This is a genomic window from Elusimicrobium sp. (assembly GCA_015062115.1).
In the GTDB taxonomy this organism is placed as follows: Bacteria; Elusimicrobiota; Elusimicrobia; order Elusimicrobiales; family Elusimicrobiaceae; genus Avelusimicrobium.
In genome coordinates, this window is sequence record SUVG01000001.1 from 1 (window position 1) to 23,880 (window position 23,880).

The 23,880-nt window shown below is 44.5% G+C and carries 23 protein-coding genes and 2 tRNA genes; 15 read left to right on the forward strand and 10 right to left on the reverse strand.

What is annotated here, in order from left to right; genetic code table 11:
• Both E7027_00005 and E7027_00010 read right to left on the reverse strand, forming a co-directional pair.
• Positions 1–287: hypothetical protein (locus E7027_00005; GenBank protein ID MBE6420526.1), on the reverse strand; the 287-nt coding region annotated here is incomplete at its 3' end.
• 3 nt (positions 288–290) lie between these two features.
• Complete coding sequence (locus tag E7027_00010; protein ID MBE6420527.1) at positions 291–1,349, reverse strand: aminopeptidase P family protein; 1,059 nt, start codon at positions 1,347–1,349, stop codon at positions 291–293.
• A 145-nt stretch (positions 1,350–1,494) separates the two neighbouring features.
• Here E7027_00010 and E7027_00015 point away from each other — a divergent pair, with 145 nt between their 5' ends.
• Both E7027_00015 and dacB read left to right on the forward strand, forming a co-directional pair.
• Positions 1,495–3,105, forward strand: coding sequence for a hypothetical protein (locus E7027_00015; GenBank protein MBE6420528.1), 1,611 nt, complete (start codon positions 1,495–1,497; stop codon positions 3,103–3,105).
• 45 nt (positions 3,106–3,150) lie between these two features.
• Positions 3,151–4,614: a D-alanyl-D-alanine carboxypeptidase/D-alanyl-D-alanine-endopeptidase gene (gene dacB / locus E7027_00020; GenBank protein ID MBE6420529.1), complete on the forward strand. Its 1,464-nt coding sequence runs from the start codon at positions 3,151–3,153 to the stop codon at positions 4,612–4,614.
• A 56-nt stretch (positions 4,615–4,670) separates the two neighbouring features.
• On the opposite strand, the gene E7027_00025 is transcribed toward dacB, so the two are convergent.
• The gene (locus E7027_00025) at positions 4,671–5,354 is read right to left on the reverse strand and encodes a redox-sensing transcriptional repressor Rex (GenBank protein MBE6420530.1); all 684 of its coding nucleotides are present in this window, start codon (positions 5,352–5,354) and stop codon (positions 4,671–4,673) included.
• 144 nt (positions 5,355–5,498) lie between these two features.
• Between E7027_00025 and adhE the strand changes: the two genes are divergently transcribed.
• On the forward strand, positions 5,499–8,144 hold the full coding sequence (gene adhE / locus E7027_00030; protein ID MBE6420531.1) for a bifunctional acetaldehyde-CoA/alcohol dehydrogenase: 2,646 nt from the start codon (positions 5,499–5,501) through the stop codon (positions 8,142–8,144).
• A gap of 60 nt (positions 8,145–8,204) precedes the next feature.
• On the opposite strand, the gene E7027_00035 is transcribed toward adhE, so the two are convergent.
• Positions 8,205–8,657: a prepilin-type N-terminal cleavage/methylation domain-containing protein gene (locus E7027_00035; protein ID MBE6420532.1), complete on the reverse strand. Its 453-nt coding sequence runs from the start codon at positions 8,655–8,657 to the stop codon at positions 8,205–8,207.
• A 165-nt stretch (positions 8,658–8,822) separates the two neighbouring features.
• Here E7027_00035 and E7027_00040 point away from each other — a divergent pair, with 165 nt between their 5' ends.
• The 3 genes from E7027_00040 (at position 8,823) to E7027_00050 (ending at position 9,367) form a co-directional block, all read left to right on the forward strand.
• Entirely contained in the window at positions 8,823–9,161 is a 339-nt protein-coding gene (locus E7027_00040) for a MerR family transcriptional regulator (GenBank protein MBE6420533.1), read from the forward strand.
• A 40-nt stretch (positions 9,162–9,201) separates the two neighbouring features.
• Positions 9,202–9,276: transfer RNA gene (locus tag E7027_00045), tRNA-Pro, on the forward strand.
• A gap of 15 nt (positions 9,277–9,291) precedes the next feature.
• Positions 9,292–9,367, forward strand: a tRNA-Pro gene (locus E7027_00050).
• A 315-nt stretch (positions 9,368–9,682) separates the two neighbouring features.
• Here E7027_00050 and E7027_00055 read toward each other — a convergent pair.
• Complete coding sequence (locus tag E7027_00055; protein ID MBE6420534.1) at positions 9,683–10,603, reverse strand: WYL domain-containing protein; 921 nt, start codon at positions 10,601–10,603, stop codon at positions 9,683–9,685.
• Positions 10,604–10,637: 34 nt separating this feature from the next.
• On the reverse strand, positions 10,638–11,837 hold the full coding sequence (locus E7027_00060; protein ID MBE6420535.1) for an RtcB family protein: 1,200 nt from the start codon (positions 11,835–11,837) through the stop codon (positions 10,638–10,640).
• A gap of 331 nt (positions 11,838–12,168) precedes the next feature.
• On the opposite strand from E7027_00060, the gene E7027_00065 reads away from it, so the two are divergent.
• The 8 genes from E7027_00065 (at position 12,169) to E7027_00100 (ending at position 18,507) form a co-directional block, all read left to right on the forward strand.
• Complete coding sequence (locus E7027_00065; protein ID MBE6420536.1) at positions 12,169–12,783, forward strand: hypothetical protein; 615 nt, start codon at positions 12,169–12,171, stop codon at positions 12,781–12,783.
• A gap of 354 nt (positions 12,784–13,137) precedes the next feature.
• Positions 13,138–13,599: an ATP-binding protein gene (locus tag E7027_00070; GenBank protein MBE6420537.1), complete on the forward strand. Its 462-nt coding sequence runs from the start codon at positions 13,138–13,140 to the stop codon at positions 13,597–13,599.
• On the forward strand, positions 13,596–14,351 hold the full coding sequence (locus E7027_00075) for a guanylyltransferase (GenBank protein MBE6420538.1): 756 nt from the start codon (positions 13,596–13,598) through the stop codon (positions 14,349–14,351). The genes E7027_00070 and E7027_00075 overlap by 4 nt, the downstream gene beginning before the upstream one ends.
• Positions 14,352–14,400: 49 nt before the next feature.
• Positions 14,401–15,162: a nucleotidyltransferase domain-containing protein gene (locus E7027_00080; protein MBE6420539.1), complete on the forward strand. Its 762-nt coding sequence runs from the start codon at positions 14,401–14,403 to the stop codon at positions 15,160–15,162.
• A 1-nt stretch (position 15,163) separates the two neighbouring features.
• Positions 15,164–15,832, forward strand: coding sequence for a hypothetical protein (locus E7027_00085; protein MBE6420540.1), 669 nt, complete (start codon positions 15,164–15,166; stop codon positions 15,830–15,832).
• 10 nt (positions 15,833–15,842) lie between these two features.
• Positions 15,843–16,283, forward strand: coding sequence for a hypothetical protein (locus E7027_00090; protein MBE6420541.1), 441 nt, complete (start codon positions 15,843–15,845; stop codon positions 16,281–16,283).
• A 154-nt stretch (positions 16,284–16,437) separates the two neighbouring features.
• Positions 16,438–17,115: a hypothetical protein gene (locus E7027_00095; protein ID MBE6420542.1), complete on the forward strand. Its 678-nt coding sequence runs from the start codon at positions 16,438–16,440 to the stop codon at positions 17,113–17,115.
• Positions 17,116–17,262: 147 nt separating this feature from the next.
• Positions 17,263–18,507, forward strand: coding sequence for a hypothetical protein (locus tag E7027_00100; GenBank protein MBE6420543.1), 1,245 nt, complete (start codon positions 17,263–17,265; stop codon positions 18,505–18,507).
• A gap of 66 nt (positions 18,508–18,573) precedes the next feature.
• Here the strand turns inward: E7027_00100 and E7027_00105 are convergent, their stop codons facing one another.
• The gene (locus E7027_00105) at positions 18,574–19,941 is read right to left on the reverse strand and encodes an MATE family efflux transporter (GenBank protein MBE6420544.1); all 1,368 of its coding nucleotides are present in this window, start codon (positions 19,939–19,941) and stop codon (positions 18,574–18,576) included.
• Positions 19,942–20,005: 64 nt separating this feature from the next.
• Positions 20,006–20,209, reverse strand: a complete 204-nt coding sequence (locus E7027_00110; protein ID MBE6420545.1) for a cold-shock protein — start codon at positions 20,207–20,209, stop codon at positions 20,006–20,008.
• A 144-nt stretch (positions 20,210–20,353) separates the two neighbouring features.
• Here E7027_00110 and ftcD point away from each other — a divergent pair, with 144 nt between their 5' ends.
• On the forward strand, positions 20,354–21,319 hold the full coding sequence (gene ftcD / locus E7027_00115) for a glutamate formimidoyltransferase (protein ID MBE6420546.1): 966 nt from the start codon (positions 20,354–20,356) through the stop codon (positions 21,317–21,319).
• Here the strand turns inward: ftcD and rsmA are convergent.
• Positions 21,314–22,084 carry a ribosomal RNA small subunit methyltransferase A gene (gene rsmA / locus E7027_00120; GenBank protein MBE6420547.1) on the reverse strand — a complete coding sequence of 257 codons (771 nt, stop codon included), beginning with the start codon at positions 22,082–22,084 and terminating at the stop codon, positions 21,314–21,316. The two genes, ftcD and rsmA, sit on opposite strands and share 6 nt — an antisense overlap.
• A 3-nt stretch (positions 22,085–22,087) precedes the next feature.
• On the reverse strand, positions 22,088–23,779 hold the full coding sequence (locus E7027_00125) for a tetratricopeptide repeat protein (GenBank protein ID MBE6420548.1): 1,692 nt from the start codon (positions 23,777–23,779) through the stop codon (positions 22,088–22,090).
• Positions 23,780–23,880: the final 101 nt, after the last annotated feature.

The following is a 23,880-nucleotide window of genomic DNA, read 5'->3' on the forward strand; positions in this document are numbered from 1 at the left end:
CCAATTTCTTCTTTGGCCAAAGCCCCGTCCAACATACCGCCGAAAGGGACATCTTCCGTTTTCAAAAAGGCGGCGGCAGGTGTCATTTTGCTGACAATCAATTTTTTAGTGATGCAGTAGGCTTTTTTGGGAGTAATCAAAAAGACCGCTTCCCCGGCGGAAAGTTCAATGCCGGACAAATAACGCTGTTCCAAAGGGGACAGGGTAATATATCCGTCCAGCCCGGCCTGTTTAAGCACCCGGCGGAAATCTGCCATTCTTTTAGAGGATAAATCTTGCCTTGCCATACTTTATTTCTTCGTTAAAATTTTAGCACCGGTTTTGGTAACGGCCATGGTATCTTCCAAGCGCACACCATATTTACCGGGAAGATAAATACCCGGTTCTACCGTTACAATATTCCCTTCCGCCAAAATAGCGGAGGAGGTTTGGTTGTTGTAAGGATCCTCGTGAACTTCTATCCCCACACCATGCCCGGTACCATGCGTAAAATAATCTCCGTAACCGGCGGCATTGATGATACCGCGGGAAGTGGCATCCACTTGTTTAGCAGGCACCCCGATACCCACGGCTTTGATGCCGGCTTTGCGGGCTTTATCTACGATTTTCCAAATTTTGGTATATTCGGCGGGCTCTTTTTTACCGTGCCACCAACTGCGGGTAATATCGGAACAGTACCCTTTATACACGCAGCCGAAATCCATTAACACCGCATCTTCGGCTTTAAGTTTGCGGGCGCTTGTTTCGTGATGAGGATTGGCGGCGTTTTCGCCAAACGCCACCATGGTGTAAAAGGAAGTAGTGGTGGCTCCGTGAGCGCGCATAAAGCGTTCCATTTCGGATGCCACTTCAAATTCGGTCATGCCCGTTTTGATGCGGGGTTTGATATATTCGTAAGTTAAATAGGCAATTCTGTTAGATTCGCGCAATACTTTCAACTCATTGGCATCTTTGTTTTCGCGCAAAGTGGTAATGAAACTGCCGGCTTCCACAAATCCGCTTGCACGCAACAATCCGCCGGAAACATACGATTCTTTGGCGGCGTCAAAACCGGGACGGGCCAAGCCCAACTTGCGGGCTTTTTCGATAGCGGAAACCACACGGTTATCGCTGGCAACCACTTCCAAGGAAGGCGCATATTTACCAAACGGCTCTACATACAATTCACGCGTATAGCAGGTAACGCCTTTTTTGTGAACTAAAAAGACGGCTTCGTTCGGATAAAAAAAGAAATTGGTTAAATAAAATTGATCCAAGTTGTTGGTTACGATAAAACCGTCCAATTTATTTTTGCGTAAAATTTTACGCAAGGCGGCAAAGCGTTCATTCATAAAACTTTTTTCTGCCATAATTTCACCTCTGCAAATAGCAAATATATATACAACTATATCATAACAATTTTAGGGTTAAGTCTCAACGACAATTACATGGTTTTCGCGCGCGTAGCAAGACCAGTCGTTAAAATCGGCCCAGAATTTACTATAATAATGCTATATGGCACATTATCTTTTGCGCAACATAACGCTGTTTGTTTTGGGTTTACTGATGCTGGCCCCGGGAGCAGGGTTCGCGGCCGGTTTTTCGTCTCAAGACGGCGCATTTACCATGGATATGCCCGCCGGGTGGAAACAAGCTAAAACCACCCCGCAAGGCAGTGTACTTTCCATTGAAAAAAATTCTTCCCGCATTGATATTAAAACCATTTCCTGCACCACCGAAACCTGCATTGAGAAAAAAATCAGTGAAGATTTGGCCGATGTCAAACGCAAAAAAATGCAGGTGGTGGGCAACTCTTACACCGGAGAAGAAATCAAACGCATTGAATTTTCTACCGGGGAGCCTTTCTTCTACATCAATTTTTTTACCCCTAAAAATGATTTCGGTGCCGGCTATTTTTTGATTAACTCCAAAGCCTATTCCATTTTGGCCAAAGACTTAACCTATGCGGAAACCGATTTGATTTTTTCGTTCATTTCTCCGGTTCAAAAAGAAAAACCCGCCGAACAAGCGCCCGAATTGCCGATTATGGAAATGGATCTCAAATCGCCCAAGGCTTACGATATCGCCGCCTTACCCGATGTGCAGGAAGAAACCCTTTCCGCACAAGCCCCCGAAGAAAAAGAATCCGTAAAAGCCGAAGCGCCCCAAAAACCTTCCGCTTTTAGAAAGAATTTATCCAAATTAAAAGTCAAAACGCTTTTATCCAAAAATATGCCGCCCTATGTGCGCCAGTTGGGCCGCGGATTTGATATTTTTGTTTTCCTGTTGATGTTGTTTGGAGTTCTCTTGGCCGGGGCACTCATCGTCCGTTTCTTTATCCCCACCCGCCAAGATAACACACCCGCCAACCCCAACTCTCTGTTCCCGATTCGTTTCCGTCGGTTGTACGGTACCCCGTCGCTTATTTTCCGCGCGCGGGATAATCAGGGAAATGTGCTTATTTCTCTTTCTTCCCGTTGGGATAGTTTATTTCTCTTTACGGGGTCTTTTTTAATCGTGCTTACGTTCCTTATTTTGGCCGTTACCGGTTTAGGGGAAAACAGCGGGCTCTTGCCGCTTTCCGCTTTTGCATACAACACTATTTACTCGGCCTGTTCACTCTTAATTCCGCTGGGGCTTACCATTTTCTTCTGCGGGGTGGTATGGTCGCAATTGGTATTAAGGGAAATTACCCTCTTTGACCGCAAAGGCAAAAAAGCCGCCATTGTGTTACAAAAAGGATTCGGCTTTACTCAAGAACGCTATGAAATTTATTTTGCCCGTTCCAAAGATGTCTTGGTTGTTACACGCAAACGCTTTTCCTTTTGCCGTCAATGGCAGATGTTTAACCGGGAAGGCAACCTGCAAGCCAGCCTAACGGAATCTTCCGCTTGGCGCGCGTTGGCCCGCAAAGCCTGCGGACATTTATGGGGTATGTTACGGGCAGATTATAAAATCCAGGGCCAAATGGATAGCACGGGCACTATTGAAAATGCCTGCGGGGCATTTGACCGTTTTACTTGTTACTTGGATAAACCCCAAGCCCTTAACGCGCGCGACTTATTGGCCGTTGCGTTGTTAATCAATATCCGGGACCGTGATAAATGGTATCCGTGGTTTAACTAATCTGCTTATATCACACCCCGCCACTCGCGGGGTGATTTTTCCATTATGAAAAAAACCTTATTTTTCCTTTTTCTCTTTTCCCCCCTGTTTTTACAGGCAACGGATACTGCTTCTTATGTGGAAAACCGTTTGAAACATCCCGTACTCAACGGAGCCTTATGGGGTGGTTTGGCCGCGTATGCAGACAATACGCAAGAACCGATTTTTTCCGTTCTGGCCGATACACGCTTGACCCCGGCCTCCACGCTTAAACTTATCACCACCGCCGCCGCGCTGGAAACATGGGGCCCGCACCACCGTTTTGAAACCAACCTGTATGCCACCGCATTGCCCGATTCCAAAGGAACTTTGCACGGAAACTTATATATACAAGGCGGAGGCGACCCCACTCTAGGTTCCACGCGCGCTGTAGGGGGTGAAAAGTGGGAAATTGTTGCCAAAAAGTGGGCACAAGCCGTCAAAAAGGCCGGTATTACCCGCGTAGAGGGAGATTTGGTGGCGGATATTTCGTTATTTGAAGGCCCGTCCGTCAGCCCGAAGGTAAATTGGGAGAATATGGGTAACTACTATGCCGCGCCGGCCAGCCCGCTTTGCTTTAACGATAACTCTTTTCAAATTCATTTCAAACCCCAACCGTTTGCGAATAAACCTGCCGAAGTGTCGGGCACGGAACCGGAAATTCCGGGCCTTACGCTTACCAGTTTTGTAACTACCGACGGAAAATCTAAAAAAGATAATGCCTATGCCTACGGGGCTCCGGGTCAATATGAAATTAAAATTTTCGGCACGATTCCCACCAATCTTTTCGGCTTTTCCATTAAAGGAGCCTTGCCGGACGCGGCATTATTTACCCTGCAAGCCTTGCGCGAAGCCTTACGCGCGGAAGGGATTGCCGTAGGCGGAAAATCGCTCTCCACCCAAACGGCCCCCGATTATACAGTTTTACACCGTTTGCATACCTATTATTCGCCCGAACTGAAAGACATTGTATGGGTAGTGAACAGACGCAGTTTCAACCTGTATGCCGATATGTTACTAAGGAATTTAGCCGTTTATGCGGGCAAAAAAGGAAGCCTTCAAAACGGATTAAACGAACTTAATAAATTCATTGAAAAAAATAAATTAGCAGGCAAAAACGACACCGTGCTTTATGACGGAAGCGGCCTGGCGCGTGACAATTTGTTAACCCCCCGCACTCTTTTAAATACATTGATATTCATGACGAAAAGCCCGCACTTTTCCTATTATTACGATTCTTTAGCCACCCCCAACGACCGCGGAGATTTACTTTTGTTGCGCCGCTTCTTAAAACCGCTTAAAAAGGTGGAAACCGTGCGCGTAAAAGGCGGAACCATTGACAGCGTAAAAGCGGCAGCAGGTTATGTGAAAGATAAAAACGGAAATTTAGTTGCTTTTGTATTTATAGCTAACAATTTGGCCAGCAAGAACGAGGCTCTCTTGCGCATCCATGAAGACATTATTAAACAATTATTACTTTTGGAAAAATAACCCAATAAAAAACCCGCTGAAAAGCGGGTTTTTTATTAAGGAAAAATAATCAAAAATTATTTGCTTTTTAACTTGGCACATAACTCGGCAAGTCCCGAAGAAATATCTTCTTTCTGCACCACCACATCAGCAGGAACGGCCAAATTAACGGGAGCAAAATTCCAAATGGCTTTGATACCCGCCTTAATCAGTGTATCCGTAATCCCTTGAGCCGAAGTGGCCGGCACCGTTAAAACGGCTATTTTCAGGTTTTTCTCTTCAATTACCCCCGCCAGTTGCGCCGTATGATATACGGGAATTCCATGCACTTTGTTTCCTACTTTTTCCGGGTGGGTGTCAAACGCGGCCACAATCTCCAGGCCGTGATTCTTAAATCCGTCAAACCCCAGCAAAGCCGCCCCCAAATGACCTACCCCTACGAGAAATGCTTTATTCAGGTTGTTCCAACCTAAAAATTCTTCTATTACCTCAATGGCTCCCGCCACTTTGAACCCGGCACGCAGTTTACTGGGAACACCTACCGCTTGCAAGTCCTTTTTTATTACAATGGGGAGAAGGTGGGTTTCTTCCGCCAAAGTGGTGGAGGACACCAATTCCCGCCCGTAAGCGTGCAGATTGTAGAAAATACGCAAATACTGCGGCAGACGGCGAATTGTTTGCGTGCTGATTTCTTTACGACGGGAAGACAAGCCCATGGGGCCTCCTTTTAGCAGTAAACTTGTGGATATTCCAATATCCATAATAACTTTTTATAAAAAATATGTCAACTTATTTCACAAACCGCTTTACGAGATAAATGTTGACATCAAAAACGCGAAAATATAAAATATAGATATCAAAATATCTATATTAGTTATTTTGCACTTACAAAGGAGAATAAAATTATGGCGGAAAAAAAGAAAGTAACCGCGCCGGCCGACACGACCAAAGAAGATATGTCCATGTTGGATAAAATCGTCGATACCGTAAAAGCCGCGCAACGCATTTATGCAACCTATACGCAAGAACAAGTAGATAAAATTTTCCGCGCTGCCGCTATTGCCGCCGCGCAGAATCGTATTCCGTTATCCAAAATGGCCGTAGAAGAAAGCGGCATGGGTGTAATGGAAGATAAGGTAATCAAAAACCAATTTGCCTCCGAATATATTTACAACCAATACAAAGACACCAAAACCTGCGGTGTTCTTTCCGATGATGACGCCTTCGGTTACCGCCGCGTTGCCGAACCCATTGGCGTAATTGCCGGGGTAATTCCCACCACCAACCCGACCTCTACGGCTATTTTCAAAAGTTTGCTCGCTTTGAAAACCCGTAACGGTATCGTATTTTCTCCGCACCCGCGTGCTAAAAAATGCACCATCGAAGCGGCCAAAATCGTACTTAAAGCCGCGGTGGAAGCCGGCGCTCCGGAAGGCATCATCGGTTGGATTGAAGAACCTACCATGGCTCTTTCCAACGCCTTGATGCACCACCCCCAAATTAACCTTATTTTAGCCACCGGCGGCCCCGGCATGGTAAAAGCCGCTTACTCCTCCGGTAAACCGGCTCTCGGCGTAGGCGCGGGGAACACCCCGGCCGTTATTGATGCTACCGCCGATATTAAAATGGCTGTCAGCTCCATCATCATCAGCAAAACGTTTGATAACGGTATGATTTGCGCTTCCGAACAATCCGTTGTGGTTGAAGATGAAGTTTACGATGAAGTAAAAGCCGAATTTATCGCCCGCGGTTGCCACTTTGTAACCGGTAAAGACCGCAAAAAATTGGCGGAAACCATTGTAGTAAACGGCAAACTCAATGCCAACATCGTAGGCCAAAGCGCGATGAAAATCGCCGAAATGGCCGGCATCAAAGTTCCCGCCGGGACCAAAATTTTAATCGCGGAAGCCGAAAAAGTCTGCACGGAAGAAGTATTCGCTTGGGAAAAACTTTCCCCGGTGTTGGGTTTCTACCGTGCCAAAGATTTCGCCCACGCTGTAGAATTGGCCCGTTCTCTTATCTTGTTTGGCGGCGCCGGTCACACCTCTGTGCTCTACACCAACGAATCTAACGAAGAACACATCACGGCTTTCCAAGATATGCCCACCGCCCGCACCTTGATCAACATTCCTTCTTCTCAAGGCGCCATCGGCGATGTGTACAACTTCAAACTCGCCCCCTCCCTCACCTTAGGTTGCGGTTCTTGGGGCGGTAACTCGGTCAGCGAAAACATCGGAGTAAAACACCTTATGAACGTGAAATCCGTCGCGGAACGCCGCGAAAATATGTACTGGTACAAAGTACCGTCCAAAATCTACTTCAAACGCGGTGCCTTGTCTCAAGCTTTAGCGGAACTCAAAGGCAAACAACGCGCTTACATCATCACGGATAAAACCATGGAACAATTGGGCCATGTACGCACCGTAGCTGATGTACTTGAAAGCTTGGATATCAAATACCGCATTTTCTCCAACGTTCTTCCCGATCCGAACATCACGAACGTAAACGAAGCCTTGGCTATTGCCAATTCCTGGCAACCGGATATGATTATCGCCCTCGGCGGTGGTTCCGCTATGGACGAAGCCAAAATGGTATGGCTTATGTACGAAAACCCGGAAACCAGCTTTGAAGATATCGCCATGCGCTTTATGGATATCCGCAAACGCATTTACGCCGCTCCGGACTTGGGCCGCAAAGCCACCATGGTTGCTATCCCGACCACTTCCGGTACCGGTTCCGAAGTAACGCCGTTCACCATCATCACTGACGAAAAAACCGACACTAAATACGCCATTACGGACTACGCTTTAACCCCCGACATGGCTATTATCGACCCGGAATTTGTACTCGGTATGCCTAAATCTTTAACGGCCTTCTCCGGTTTGGACGTATTGACCCACGCCATTGAAGCCTACACTTCCGTGTTCTCTACCAACTTTACGGAAGGTCAAGCCTTGGAAGCTATCCGCTTGGTGTTCAAATACTTAAAGAACTCCTACGATAAAGGTGCCCAAGACATCAACGCCCGCGAAAAAATGCACTATGCCGCCACCATCGCCGGTATGGCCTTCGCCAACGCGTTCTTGGGTCTTTCCCACTCCATGGCGCACAAATTGGGTGCTATGTACCACATTCCGCACGGTTTGGCCAATGCGTTGCTCCTTTCTTACGTAATTGAATTTAACGCGACCGACAAACCCACCAAACAAGGTTTGTTCCCGCAATACAAATATCCGTTCGTGAAAGGACGCTATGCCAAAATCGTGGACTTTATCCGCCCCAACAACAAATTGGGTGACGATAAAGATGCCAAAGTGCAAGAACTCATTGATATGGTGGAACAGTTGAAAGCAGACCTCAACATCCCCAAATCTATCAAAGAATACGGTATCCCGGAAAAAGAATTCTTGGCCAACTTGGACAAACTTTCCGAACTCGCTTTTGACGACCAATGCACCGGCGGTAACGCCCGCTATCCGCTCATCAGCGAAATTAAGGACTTGTACCTGAAAGCCTACTACGGCGAACCCGTAAAGCACTCCGGTAAATAAGTTGCTTTAACACACCCCCCCCGCTCACAAGAGCGGGGGTTTTTTAATGCTTAACTCTTTTTAGTTTATCAGGTAATAGCCTATTGTTGTTGAGCTCCAGTCCAAAGGACCAAAGGTTTTACAAAAAGCATGATTTTCAGCAGAGGAAGCCAAACACCAATGTTTCCCGCGGTAAGTAAGATTGCCATCGGCGTTTTTTAAATAAAACTCAAAGGTAGCATTTCCATGTTGTCCGTGGGCAAAACAAGAACGATGGCTCTCAGGACAGGCAAAATTATAATCGTCTGTCTGTTCGGGCACATCAATACTCAGATCCTCCAACACCGTAGTATATTCTCCATTTTCCATATAGTAGATTTCCTGCGCGTCCGTCAAAGACTTTAGTATAGTAATGGCTTCCACAGCTCTGGCTTTTTGAACGGCTTTGGTGTACTGCGGCAAAGCCACCGCAGATAAGATACCAATGATTAACACTACGACCAAAAGTTCTATCAAAGTAAAACCCTTTTTCATACAAAACCTCTTATAAATAAGTTTTTCGGCAAGCAAACAACATTTTAATTCTTTCTGTCTGCCGATTAGGTACATTGTAAGAAAAAAAAAAAACGGGTCAAGCCCTCGACGACAAACCCCTTCTTTTACGGCCCCAAAAAGAAACAAATTTACTATAATAGATTTATGGGACTAGAAGAAATTGAACAACAAGATTATTTTTCTATCGGCGATGTAAAACGCATTACCGGGGTGCCGGAATATTCCGTGCGCTACTGGGAAGCCGAGTTTAATTTAATTCGCCCTATTCGCCTGGAAAGCGGACACCGCCGCTACACCAAACAAGATGTTTATACGATTCTTAAAATTAAAGATTTAATTTATAAACATAAACTTACATTGGAAGGCGCGAAAAAGCAATTAAACAAATATCAATTACCGAGTTCTTCCGACGAGAAAAAACCCCGCACCGATATTAAACTTTTAACCGAAATAAAAGAAACACTGGAAGAGTTGCTAAAATAATGATAAAATATATGGGTAGTCGATTTTGACTGCTCTTTTTCGGGGAGTGGCTCAGAGGTAGAGCGCTCGCTTGGGGTGCGAGAGATCGCGGGTTCGATTCCCGCCTTCCCGACCATTTGAAAATTATTTACGGGGCGTAGCGCAGATGGTAGCGCGCACGGTTCGGGACCGTGAGGTCGCTGGTTCGAATCCAGTCGCCCCGACCATTTGAAAAGGCACTTCTTACGAAGTGCCTTTTTTTAACGATATCAAACCGTTCCAATACGAACTAGCCCAAAAAGGTCTTTATATCTGTCCACATTCTGTGAAATCGATATGAATAAAATGCAAATTGATATATCATTTGGATTCCAAAACTAACCCAAAAAGCCCACACTACTGCAACCTGACGTTTACGCAACGTATATGTCAATATCAGGCCAACAAATACAAACAATAATATAAGTAATATATATTCCATTTTTACTCCTGTGATTAAACTAGCAAAAACCTATTCAAAATAAAATAGGAAAACGGGGGCTCTACTTTATTTTCCCGTTGTATGCCGCTATCTTCCCGGCTACTAAATCTTTTAGTTCTTTCGGCTCTTGTACTGTAATATGCGGTATCCAGGCCAAAATAGTGGGTAAGATCTCTTCATATTTACCCGCAAAACACTCCAAAACCAGTCCGTCTTTGCCGGACTTTTTAAGCACTTTCTGTCGGGGGAAATACTCCTTCTTTTCAAAATAAGAGGCCACTTCCGGTGCAACCGCCAACTCCACCCGTTTATCACGGTTATCTTCAAACCATACAGAAGCACTTTCTTCTAAAATCTTTTCTACTTTTTTAGGCCGCTTGAATAAAATACCTGTTGGGGTAAGGTTTTTAATTTTATCCAAACGAAGTTTTAAGATTTTCTCATCTTTCCCTAAAGCTAGCAAGTACCAAAAACCGTCGAACCAAGCAATTTTAAGCGGGGATATATCTTTTCCCGACAGTTTAGACTTATCATACACAATCGTCAGTTTTTCCGATTTTTTAATAGCTTTTTCTATTAACTTGCTATGGCTATCGTCCAAAAAGGCCTGTCCTTTGGGGAGTTTAATATAAAACGGGTTTGTTTTATCGTTCTCCAAAATGCGGTTTCTAAGGCTTACATAGGTTTCTTGGAAGGCTCCCCCTAAACTCCCCGCAATGCTGGATAAAAGAGCCAACATAGCGGCTTCTTTGGCGCTTAATTGCAGTTTTTGCAGAGAATACCCCTCTACAAAAGAGTACTCCCCTTTACTCGGGTTGGCGATTGGGAAACCCGCACTCTCCAAAATCTTAATATCACGCTGAATCGTACGGACATTTACCATTAGCTCTTCGGCGATATCTGCCAAATATACTTCACCCTTATCAAACTCACCTAAAATATACATGAGACGGCTGATTTTATTTAATGTATCCCCTAGCATAAAGCCCCCTTGGTATGTTTTGTATATTAAAGCATTATTTATCCTTCTTTGCTTTCTTTTGCCAAGGTTTGGGCTCGTTGGAGGCCTTCACTACCCCCAACGGACTTAGTTTTACCAAGATTTTAACCAAGTCTTTCTGGTTTTCCATTACTTCATCAATGTTCTTATACGCGCTGGGGGCTTCGTCCAACAAAGCCTGCTCGTTCATGCGATGCACAATGCCTTGACGGTTGAGAATCTCCTGTTCCGCTTCCAATCTTAAATCCTGAATAGCTTTTTTGCGAGACATACACCGCCCGGCCCCGTGGGAACAAGATTGCAAAGAACTCTCGTTTCCTAAGCCCTGTACAATGTAGGAGCTCGTTCCCTGAGAGCCCGGTATAATACCGGTCGTATTCGCAGTTGCTAAAGTCGCACCTTTGCGGTGTACCCATACTTTGCGGTTATAGTGTTCTTCTACGGCGGCGTAGTTATGGTGGATATTGATTTCCTGCACAAATTCTACCTGAGGAAATTCTTCTGCAAACACCTTTTTGATAGATGCCGCAATCATTTTGCGGTTCTCAAAGGCAAAATCTAAACAGAGTTTCATTTCGTTAATATAATCGCCCGCCTCACGGGTACCAATGGGCAAAAATGCCAAATCTTGCTTAGCAAGGGCCTCCTGCTTAAATAGGGTGCAGAGTTTAACGGCTTTGTCGTTATAATACTCGGCCACCTGTTTCCCAAGGTTACGGCTACCGCTGTGAATCATAAACCAAATATGACCGTCACTTCCGCGCTGAACTTCTATAAAGTGGTTTCCCCCTCCCAAAGTGCCAATCTGCTTTTGGGCGGAGAAAAACTCCCGCTTACACACTTCCGTCTTATTCCAACGGGCTAAATCTTGAAAAAGCGGATTTTCCTGGGCTTCTTTGTGATGCTCAAAACCGACAGGCACGCGCTCGTAGATTTTATCTACAATGGCCTGCACTTTGTCGCGCGTAATATCCGTAAGACTTGTCTGTACGGCCAACATTCCGCACCCGATATCCACACCAACCATATTCGGGGAAATCGCATTGTCCAAAGCCACGACTCCGCCGATAGGCATACCATAACCACAATGGGCATCCGGCATCAAGCACACATTGCCCACCAAACAAGGGTGTTTAGATAAGTTTTGTACCTGTTGCATAGCCGCAGGCTCTAAATTTTTGCACCAAGATAAAATATTTTCTGCTAAATGTTCCATAATTTTTCCTCTTTTAATGAAAATAATAAATTTGTGATTATATATGGCCAATATTTTGGGAGGGCGCCACTCTGGGGACAAAACCCAGCATCCTCCATTCCTTAGCAGCTAGGGCGGCTTTCTGCTGTCAAAATATCAGCCAAGGGCAGAGACACGGGTGTTCAAGACTGCCAATGGCAGCATCCGTTAATTCATACCCTGATAGCAATAGGATAGCACACTTACGCGACAACCTATGGTCGCATTAAAAAATAATTTTTAAAATTCTTTACGACCTACTGTTGTCGCAACGATTTGCTAGGCTATAATAATTTACTTGAAGAGAACATTTATGAGAGAACTGACAATTATAAGCAATGGTTTCGTAGGGGCCAATATCAGTAACCACAAAAATTATAAAAAAAGGATATTAAAAAATATACCCAAAAAAATATCCCAATTTACAATTTCCCCCTGCCACTTTACCGACAGTATTATACTCAACTTGCATGCGGACAAAAAAATCTGTGGATTTGAAGTAATGCTATCAGAAAATCAAACCAATGACACACTGTTTTGGTTGGAAAGCATTTGCTTAAATTGCAAAGAATCTATTTTACTTATAGACCCGGAAGGCCCCAACCAAATGCTGCGTTTTTATTCTCAATGGGAAACAGATAACGAGGGGCGTTTTAGTATGCTCACGACATACGAGTATTACTATGATAAAGAAAAAAACAAATGGATAGATAACCCCAAAACCTATGAAACTTATAAAAAAACAGGAGAAACTCCCATTGTGTGCGATATTTTAATTTCCAAAAAAGAATTGGTAAGCCAATTCTATCAAGCCATATTGTCGGGTTTGGAAAGGGCAGAAAAAGAGGGCAGTATGGATAACACGATAGTAAGGCGTTCTAAAATCATAGAAGATTTTTTATTGCGACCTACTGTTGTCGCGTACTAATGTTATGATAGATATATGAGTAGCAAAGCGTGGAGATAAAACCTACAGTACGAAACGCTTTCTACCCAAAAGGTAAAAAACCTGCGATGCCGGTCTGTACAGCCGGCTCCGGTTTAGTAAAGGCGAGCTAGACTTGCCGACAGACACGGCTTGGATAAGCGTGTGAGGCATTTTTAGTTCACCTTTAACCTAAGGGGTGTTAGGTATTGGCAGTTCTGCCTGACGGCATATCGGGTACTTGCCCGAACCCGAGCCATGGGGAACAGCACTCCTATAAGTGCTCGGGTTTGGCCCAAAGGCAGGCTGAGTTACTACTTAACACCCCTTTCTAAAAATAAAAAGTACACTATATATATGTTTAGCAAGAGCCGCAAAACCCTTTTTATCTTAATGGGCATACAGGCAAGCGGAAAAAGCACCTTTGCGCACACGGTTTTGACAAATTGTGTTTACATTAGTTTAGATCAACTAAACACACGCAACAAAGAACGAATTGCCTTGCAAAATACCCTTCAAACGGGGCGCAACTGCGTAATAGACAACACCAACCCTACACAAAAGGAACGCCAAAAATATATAGATTTGGCCCAAAAAAGCGGATATAAAACTGTAGGCATATACTTCCGCTCCGCAGTGGCCGAGTGCAGTGTCCGCAATGATAAACGCCTTGGCAAAGCCCATGTGCCGCTGAAGGGCTTATTAGCCACCGCCAAGCGCCTTGAACAACCGACATCAACAGAAGGTTTTGATGCGTTGTATTATGTAAAAATTGAAAACAATGAATTTATAATCAGTAACTGGGACGAAACTTTATGAAATTTGACGAATTTGATAAAAAAATGAGGAAATTTGAGCAATCTTTAGATCAGGTTATCCCTGCTGATTCTTTTATGGTAGCCCGATTAGACGGCAAAGGATTTACGAAATTAACCAAAAAAGACATGGTTTTGGATAAGCCCTTTGATATTCGTTTTAGAGACGCCGTCATTAACACCATAAAATATCTCATGAACGGATACTTTCAAATATCCTACGCTTATAATGAAAGTGACGAAATTTCGCTTTTGTTCCAAACCCATGCGGATAAATTTGGCCGTAAGGTGCGGAAGTACAATTCTATATTGGCCGCCGAAACGAGTGTGCATTTTTCCCGTCAAATCGGTCAAACCGCTATTTTTGATTGCCGCATGATTGCCTTGCCCGATTTGGACGCCGTACAAGATTATTTTGCATGGCGGCAGGCGGACTCCGGCAGAAATTCCGTTCTTGCTCACTGTTACTATAAGTTGGTGGCCTCGGGTAAAACCCCGCAAGAAGCCGCCGACTACTTACGCAATTTGCCCTTTCGAGACAAAGTACATTTACTTACTCACTTTGGCATGGAGTTAAAAGATATCCCCAAATGGCAATTGTACGGAAGCGCCGTGTACTGGAAAGAAACCGCCAAAGAAGGTTTTAACCCTGCTACAAATACTTTGCAGCAAAGCAAACGCAAGCAGTTGGTGGAAAATTACGATTTGCCCGTTGGAGAAGAATACCGAAAGTTCGTTATCAAACAACTTACTTAAAGCATTTTTTCTACCAAATAATACGATATAAAACCTTGATAATAAAACCATGAAAAAAAGCATCATTAAAAAATTAGAAGAACTGGAAAAAGAGCACCATATCAAAATCTTTCACGCGGTGGAATCGGGAAGCCGTGCGTGGGGGTTCGCATCGCAAGACAGCGATTATGATGTCCGCTTTTTGTATTATCACCGCCCCGAGTGGTATTTTTCAGTTTCAAAACAAGCAGATAATATCGTGAAAATGGAAGAACATAATTTGTTAGATTTTGCCGGGTGGGAACTGAAAAAGACTTTGCTTTTGCTTATCAAGGGGAATATGTCCTTATATGAGTGGATACAAAGCCCTATTGTCTATAAACAAAGCAAAGAATTTGAAACGCTCAAAGCACTTGCCCAAGAGTTCTACAATCCGAAAGCACTGCTATTTTCGTATGTGGGACTGGCTGAAAATAATTACAAAGCCTATGCCGACAGGGAAAAACCCAAACTCAAAAAGTATTTGTATATTTTGCGCACCTTGGCAGCTTGCCGTTGGATAGAACAACAGCAAACCCCGCCTCCCATAGAAATGGATAACCTAAAGGAAGTGTTCCGCAAAGATTCCCTTATATGGGACTTCTTAAACCACTTGATTGAGGATAAAAAGAAAGGAACAGAACTGGGGGTTATAGACTCCCCCGCACTTATCAACCGGTGGATAGAAGAACAACTAGCCTACTATACCAATTTCGCCAACAGTTTACCGGACTTGGTAAAAGATACTGTGCCTTTATCAAACTTCTTTTATAAAACGGTCATGGGACAATAAAATGACACATTATAATATTCTTTTATGGAAACAAGAGTCTACCCGTCTTTCTACGGAGAAACAAATAAAAGACTTTTTTTCAAAACTAAATATTATTGGGAAAAAGATAAAAAGCATTAAAATTTTAGGACGGGACTATGACCATGACAGAGAAGGAGTAGAGGAATTAGCTTTTCTTCAATTAGAGAAAGTTCTTTCGGAAAAACAAGCCAAAGAAAAAGCCGAATTCTCAAACATTCCAAAAGATCTTATGTTCTATCGTATAGCGGAAGTGGATGAGCCTATTGTAATAGAACTAAATGACGGAAGACGGTTGGAAATTTTGATTTTGGAACTAGACAACACCGTTTACGCAGATGTAAATAAAATATCCCCGGATGCCACTTGGGATATCAATTCTGCCAATGTGAACGGAAATGTGATTTTTTCCCCTTGTACAGGCAAAACTATTAAAGCGGTGGAGTTTCCAGTGCACAAGCACTCTTTCGGACAGGAAGAAGAATATCAACAAATACCTGATGTACTCATCAGATTAGAGGACGGAACGGGACTAAAAATAGAGGGTTGGTTGGATTTCTGTGATATTGAATGTGTTGACAGCAAAAACCAACCTCTTAAAATTTCCTTTAAAGATCTTAAAAAAGGACTTCACAATAAAGAAGATGAATAAAATTAATATTATGAAAACAATTTTATTTGATATAGACGGTACTCTAGCCAACTTGAACGGACGGGAAGATTTCCTTAAACAAGAAATCCCTGATTGGAAGAATTTTAACGCAAAAATGGAAGAAGATTTGCCCAACTTGCCTGTTGTTGCGCTCTACCGCGCCCTATATGAGAGCGGAAAGTTTGAAATTATCTTGGTATCAGGCCGGCAGGAAAGATTTCGCAAAGTAACGGAAACTTGGCTTGCTTGGCACGAAATTCCTTTTGGCCCCCTCCTCATGCGTGCTGATAATGACCAACGCCCGGACTGCGATGTAAAACAAGATATACTAAATTCTCTAAAAGCACAGGGCAAACAAATCCTTTTTACCGTAGATGACCGCCAAAGTGTTGTAGATATGTGGCGAGCAAACGGTATTACCTGCCTGCAATGCCAAAAAGGGAATTATTAAATTTTTTGGTTTGCTTCTGTCTTCGTCATATTTTTCCCGTGGGGGCCCAAGGGGCCCTAGGTCTAATGGCCTATTGACGAAAAACACTATTTTTAAGATACTACTAGAAAGGCCTATTTTGTACTTTTAGGTTACCACGACAAAGGAGAACTGCATGAAAAAACTGGTTGTATTATTCGTGGCTATGTTCGGGATATTGACCATCTCGGGTTGTGCCATGGACGGAACATTAGACCTTCCTATCTCCGAAGAGATTGAAGAAGAGTTAATTGCCACTCAAGAATGGGAAAGTGCCACTTTCAAAACCCTTACGGGAAGTGAAGATTTAATGATAGAACGCGACTCCCAAAACAAAAATGCCCTGTCTATTCTTAACCCGGCCTATGACCAAGAATATTTGGCAGTAGTATTGCTTAAAAGTGATTGTGAAAAATCAAAAACCATGGTGCCCTACCTTGATAATTTGGCTGCCAGAATCAACCGTTTTCATAGCATCAGTTATATCCCCGTTATGTTGGATATTTACGAAGATTCCACAAACACCAATATCGAGTGGGTCAACAATCTGTCCAACTTGGAAGTTTTCATGAACGCAGCCACGGCTTGCTCGGGTAATGCCTGCCAAGAAGTTTTCCTTCCCAAATTTGCGGAGGCTTTCTCGGGAAGCATTTATTTTGTACATAAAAACGATATTACCAAAACCAAAAAAGGTTTTTCTTGGGACGAGAACAAAGATCCTGAAGAACAAGCTAACACCATGGAACAGGCTTTTGTAAAGTTCCTTGATTTAGACGAAATTTACTTGGATCCCTCTGTGAAACCTTGGAACTAATAAGTTGGTAAAATTTCAAAATAACCCTGCGCCAAAGCACAGGGTTATTTTTTACTCTCTTTTTATTTTTAGGCCCAAAAAGTTTATAGGCCCTTTAATCCTTGTTTTTTCTTATTTTTCTCCTAAAATATGAATAAGGACCCGCTTATGAAAAAACTTTGCTTAATTCTGCTTTTCTTCACGGTTTTACCTTTACAGGCCCAAACCCCGGTTAAATGGTTAAAAAATATCGGGAAGGGACTCGTTGGCCCCGCGCCCAGCGCAAAAAGCGTAACCCCCGTATTAAGCAGCCGCGCCAATACGACGGCGAGGGCCGCTTCGCAGGTACGGGAAAATCTGGTTAAGCAAGGATTGCAAGTTCCCGGCATTACACTACCGACAGATAGAACTTTCCTCCCCGAAGACGAGTTAGCCCAAATTCAAAAAACACACCCTCAGCCCTACTTAAATAAGGGGAAGGAAGCAGTGGTATTAAAAAATAATGAAGATTTTATCACTGCGGAACATAACCGCAAATATATTCTTTATGCCAACACCATTTTGGCCAGAAACCCCCATGTACCGGAAATTCTTAACAGAGTAAAGGCCACTGCGGTTTCACCCACGGCCACGGAAACTTCCGCTGAGTGGTTGGCCAAACAAATTCCCGCGTCCACCGATGTATTATGTGTGGGAATGGGTTTTTATCACAATCCGTCCACTATAGACGGTTTTTCCGACTTTTTAACAGCCTTACGCCAGCAAATGCCCGAGAGAGAAATCATCTTGCTTTCCTCTTACCTGGAAGACGGCGTTGTATGGACAACCAAACTCGATGCCTCTATCACCGAAAGCAAGTATTATCGGAAAGGGTATGAACCTCTTTGGCAAAATGCTTATTACCACGATATTAGTATTATCGGTATGAAACGATCCGACATTTTTAGTCAATTCACAGGGAATATGCAAGGAAACAACGGAAGTGGAATTCCCTTCAACAGGCCTTGGGAGTATTCGTTAGAGGCATCGGCCATGGAAGGAAAAATGTTCCAAGAAAAATTACAGGCCGTCAGAGAAAAACACCCCGATGCACTTATCATTCTCCACACCGGCTTGGAACAAGGCTCGCTTAACTTTCCGTTCTCTGTGGCCAAGAGATTAGAAGGAGTGGAAAAAAACTTATATGTAGCAAGTATTACTTCCAAAACCGTGCTTCAAAACCAATACATTGCCTTTCCCGGGGAAGAACACTTGCAACTCACCACCCGCAGCACCTTGTTTGAGCAAATGTATCCTCAGGCACATCTGCCCAACGAAGGCGCCGTATCCAGAACTTTAGCCAAAGATGTCGGGGCAGATGCCTGGATAAAAATTGAATTTAACCCGGCAAAGGAAGACAACAGCCATTATTAACTTTCCTGCTTATAACTCTACAAAAAAGGCACTTCTTGCGAAGTGCCTTTTTATACTATTTTTAATTTATCCAGCCGTTACCACAATACTTTTCCATTTACCCCGCAAAAACCGCCACATCATCAGCACCGCCGTGATGCCCGCATAAAAGGTAAGCCAACTCCACACCCAAAAAACGGACAAATGCAACTTGTACACGATAAACCAAGTACCCGGTACAAGTAGCCCCCACGCACAGAAAAGCATTACGTACATATAGAATTTGGTATCCCCTGCCCCGCGGATTGCTTCGCCGAAAATCAAGTAAGTAGCATCACAAATTACAAAGAAACTAACCAGTTTCATCAAGGGGTAAGTCTTTTGGGCAATCAAAGCGGCATCGGGGCTGCCCGCCGGGATAAACAGCCCTACCAAAATCGGCGCACCAAAGAAGAATAATACCCCGACAGATAAAGCATACGCATAACCGATTTTACACGCATTTTTTACCACTTTTACGCTCAAATCAGGCCGTCTTAATCCCTGGTACTTACTGACCAAAATTTGAATCCCGATTCCCAAACCCAAAATTACCATAAACACCACAGGTTGCATGGACATAACGATGTTGCTGGCTTGAAGGGAAAGGGTATCTATGCTCCCCACCATAAATGTAAACAATGTAAAAGACACCACATCCATCAAAAAACCGAAGCCGTTGGGAAGCCCAAAACGAAGAAGTCGCGAAAAAATAGGCTTATAAAAACCGGCCAGTTTAGCCACTTTGTATTCTTTTCGAAGTTTACCCGAAAAAATAAGCGTGGCAAACATAATCGTTGTCATAACCATACTGATTACCGTGGCCCAGGCCGCCCCGGCGATACCCATTTCGGGGAAACCCAGTTTCCCGAAAATCATTACATAGTCAAGCCCCATGTTTATCAAATTTCCGAATACAGCGGCCCACATAGGAACTTTCGTTCGTCCCCGCCCGCTGAAAAAGGCTCCCAAAGCATTATTTACAACCGCTACCCCGCCAAAGATATTCAAAATGGAAAAGTATTTTATTTCCAACGCTCGGACGGAAGATTCATGCCCGAAAGCACCGATAAGCGCATTACCCGCCGGGGTTAATACGGCAAGGAGTAGGGCCGATACCCCCGCCAAAAAGACCCCCTGCCATAAGGAAACCGTTACGGAAGCATATTTTTTTTGTGCATAATACTGGGAAATAAAAACGCTGGTATAACTGGCAAGACCCATAAACATGGAGGCAAAAGTCATGGCGAGCGCTCCTGCCGGTACGCAAGCCGCCAAAGCCTCGTGCGAATGCCAAGCCAAAAACATTCTATCCACAAATTGCATCACCACTTGGGCACCCATGGTAATAATCAGCGGATAAGATAAAAACCACAGTTCACGCAACGAAGCCTGCGGGTATTTTGCTTTCGTCATTTTTATTTCCTGTGCAAACAAAAACCACCGGAGCAAATGCCCCGGTGGTTAAAAACCCTAAAAATTAAAGTTTTACTACTTTAACGGCTTTCGGGCCTTTTTCGGATTCTACGACTTCGAATTCCACTTCTTGACCTTCGGCCAAGGTTTTGAAACCGTCGCCTTGAATTTCTTGATAGTGAACAAAGAGATCTTTAGAACCATCTTCGGGGGTTACGAAACCGTAACCTTTTTGGTCGTTAAACCATTTTACTTTTCCTTTAGGCATTTTACAAATACTTCCTTTTTCTAATAATCAGGTGCTTAAACTTAATAAGTACCTATAGTTATTATACAATAAATAACTCCAAATAACACAAATGTTTTGAAAAATTTTTACGCTTTTTTTCAGGGAAAAAACTATAATACTTTTATGCAAATTATCGAGGCTATTGCTAACTTTTCCGAAGGGAAAAATCTACCGCTTGTTTCACAAATCGCAAAAGAAGCGGTGGCAGGGTCTCGTGCCCGAATTTTGCATTTGGATTCCAACCCCGATGCCAACCGCACCGTCCTTACTTTAGCAGGCGAACCCGAAGAAGTAGTTAAAGCCTGTTTGGCTCTTTTTGCTTCTTGCCAAAAACATTTGGATATGCGCACGCAACACGGCGCCCACCCGCGCCTGGGCTCGGTAGATGTATGCCCGCTTGTTCCCATAACAAATATAACGCTTGAAGAAACGGCCCTTTGGGCAGATATGTTGGCGCGCCAAGTAGGCTCAAAACTGAATATTCCCGTTTATCTGTACGAAAAAAATGCCTCTTCCCCTTTGCGCAAAAACCTGGCCTTTATCCGCCAAGGCGAATACGAAAGTTTACCTGCTAAACTCCCGGCCCTTCCCCCCGACTACGGCCCCGCCGTTTATTCCCTGGAAATTTCCCGCACGGGCGCAAGTGTTATCGGGGCGCGTAATTTTTTGATTGCGTTTAATATATCCTTAAACACACAAGAAGTATCCCTCGCCAAAGAAATAGCAGCCGTCCTGCGCGAAAAAAACGGAGGCCTGCCTGCCGTAAAAGCCATCGGCTGGCTAATGCCCGAATACCACGCGGCACAAGTATCTTTTAATTTAACCGATTTTCGAACCACGGGCCTTGCCCAAGTGTGGCAAGCCTGCTCGTTAGAAGCACGCAAACGCGGGTTGACTGCAACCGCCGGTGAACTGATTGGCCTAGCTCCGCGAGAGGCTTTTTTGCAAGCCGGGAAATTTTACGCCCCGCAGGAAACCGATTCTTCCCGCCTTATCCGCCTGGCTGTAGAAAAGTTAAGTCTAAATAAAATTCGCCCCTTTGTGGCCGAGGAGCGAATTTTGGAAAATAAACTAAGCAAACTTTTATAACCGAGAGGCCAAGTCCACATATTTTTCGGCGGGTATTTGTTCCGCACGCACGGTAAGCGGTAAGCGCAGAAATTCCAAAGCCGCCGTTATTTTTTCTTTTTCATAGCCGCAAAGAGACAAAGAATTAAACACCGTCTTGCGTTTATGTGCGAACGCGGAAAGTACTGCTTTGCGAAAGTTCTGCCAACTTTGCGTTGTGGGAAACGGCGTTTCTTTTTTCTTTTCAAACGCCAGCACCATACTTTCTACTTTCGGCGGAGGATTAAAGCAACCTTTTCCCACTTTGCAAATAGGATTCACCCAGGCGCGCAGTTGGCTGAAAATACTTAACGGGCCGTAAAATTCTTCTCCCGCCTTGGCGCGTATGCGTTGGGCTTGTTCTTTTTGGAACATAAAAACCGCCGTTTCAAAATAAGGGTAACCAAGCACTTTATCCAAAATATCCGCGGCATCAATATAGGGCAAATTGCTGACAAACTCCGTCGGCACTTGTGGCAGAGAAGCCAAATCAAACGCTAAAAAGTTCCCTTGCACGATTTTTATTTCCGCGTCCTTCGGCAAATGGTCTTTTAGATAAGCCACCATTTCCGGGTCGATTTCTACCAAGGTAAAACCTTTTTGGCCGCGCTCGATAAGGCGCGCGGTTAAAGCCCCCTTTCCCGGGCCGATTTCCACCAAATTTTGGCGTTTTAGAATCAAGGCCGCATCAATAATTTGAGCAATTACGCTTTCGCTGATTAAAAAATGTTGTCCGTATTTTTGCATAAGTTAATCTTCCAAAATTTTTAGATTTCTTTTTGCCGTCTTATTATTCGGGTTAACTGCCAAGGCTTTTTTATAAGATTCCGCCGCCGAAGCATCGTCCCCGTTTACCACAAAAGCCGTTCCCAAACCCACTAAAGGCAAGGCATCGGCAGGGTAGGAAAGAGAGGCTTTTTCAAAGGCTGCTTGAGCGCCGTATCCGTCTCCGCTCGCCAAAGAGGCCAAGCCTTCCAAGAGCAGGCATGTGTTCCCTTTTTTGCAAGCGGACAAATTTTCCGCCAATTCTTCTTGTGCTTCTTGTACAAACTTAATCCAAGTCCGCCCCATCACCCACAAGCCCATATCGTTGCCTACAATGCGCGGGTCGTACACGGCTTTGGGGGCAGTGGTGGTGTGTTGGGTAAGAGCGGACGGAGAGGCATAATCCGGCGTGCGCCCTTGCATGGATAAATTTACCTGATATTTCCCGGCACTTTGCTGTAATGCTTGGCGGATACCCTGCGCAAAATTTTCCGCTTGTTCCGCGCGGGTATTTCTATCCCCTGCCGGCAAGGTGAACATACGCTTAAAAGCCATTTTGTTTTCCCCCGTATTATCCAAGGGATCTGCCGCACGCATTTTTTCGTAGGCTTGTTCAAACCTGCTTTGCGGAGTAGTAGCGTTTTGCGGTTGGGCAACAGGCTCGTATTCCAACGAAACTTCCACCTGAATCGGTTTAGAAGGAGATACCTTTAGCAAACTTTCCTTAAATTTTTCAATTTGGTTTTCAAAAGCCTGAGCCGTCCGTCCGCTGGCGCGGTACACGGCATTTAAGGCTAGGCCCTCCTCCTTAAAACGGGAAACGGAAAAGGCTTCCTCTATCACTTCCCGCGCGGTATTTTCCCGGCCGTTACGCACGAGTAAAAAAGCATAGCGCAGGCGTGCCACATAATCGCCGGGTTTGGTGCGGACGGCTTTTTTGTAGTACTTAAGGGCTTCGTCCGTTTGGCCCATTTTCTCGTACAAAGCACCTAAACTGAGTTGTGCATCTTCGTATGCGGGAAACAGGCGCAAGGCCTTTCTAAAGGCTTTTTCGGCCTGGGCATCACGCCCCAATGATTCATAGAGCGTACCCAACTGATAATGATACAACGGCTCGCGCGGAGCCAGTTCCGTAGCGCGGCGGAAATGTTCCAGGGCCTTTTCGCGGTTGTGTTGAACGGCATAAGTAGAACCTAAATTCATTTGGGTATCGGCTTTATTGGGGTCTAAACGGTTAGCCTTCAAAAAGTAGTCCTGCGCCAAGGGGACATCGCCCTTCCAACCGGCGGCAATGCCCAACAGTTGGTAAGCCATGGGGTTGTGCGGGTCGTGGCGGAGGGCTTCCTTGTATTCGCTAATAGCATCGTCCACTTTGCCCGCCCAATAAAGAGAGGCCCCCAAAAGCAAATACCCTAGCGGGTCTTTGGTGTTTTTAACAATGGCCTTGGCAAAACTGTTGGACGCTTCCTGGTAGCGGGCTTGGGACATTTCACCCATACCTCGGCGGATATCGGTGCGGGCTTGGTCGCGCATGATTTGGTCCCACACGGTTTGGGAATAGTCGGTTTTAAGTTCTTGTTTACCGAAGGAAAACGGAAAAAATGCATGTACGCGGCACACTCCCCCCAAAAGGAAAAGCGTTACGAATAAAAGCCTCAAAATGCGCCGTGTTTCCATAGTTATATGATAGAAAAAAGCAACGGCCCTCGCAAACGGGAAATAAGGTTAGTAGAAAAGCCCGATGCGGGCTAAAGAAAAACACCTTGCAACTTTTACAA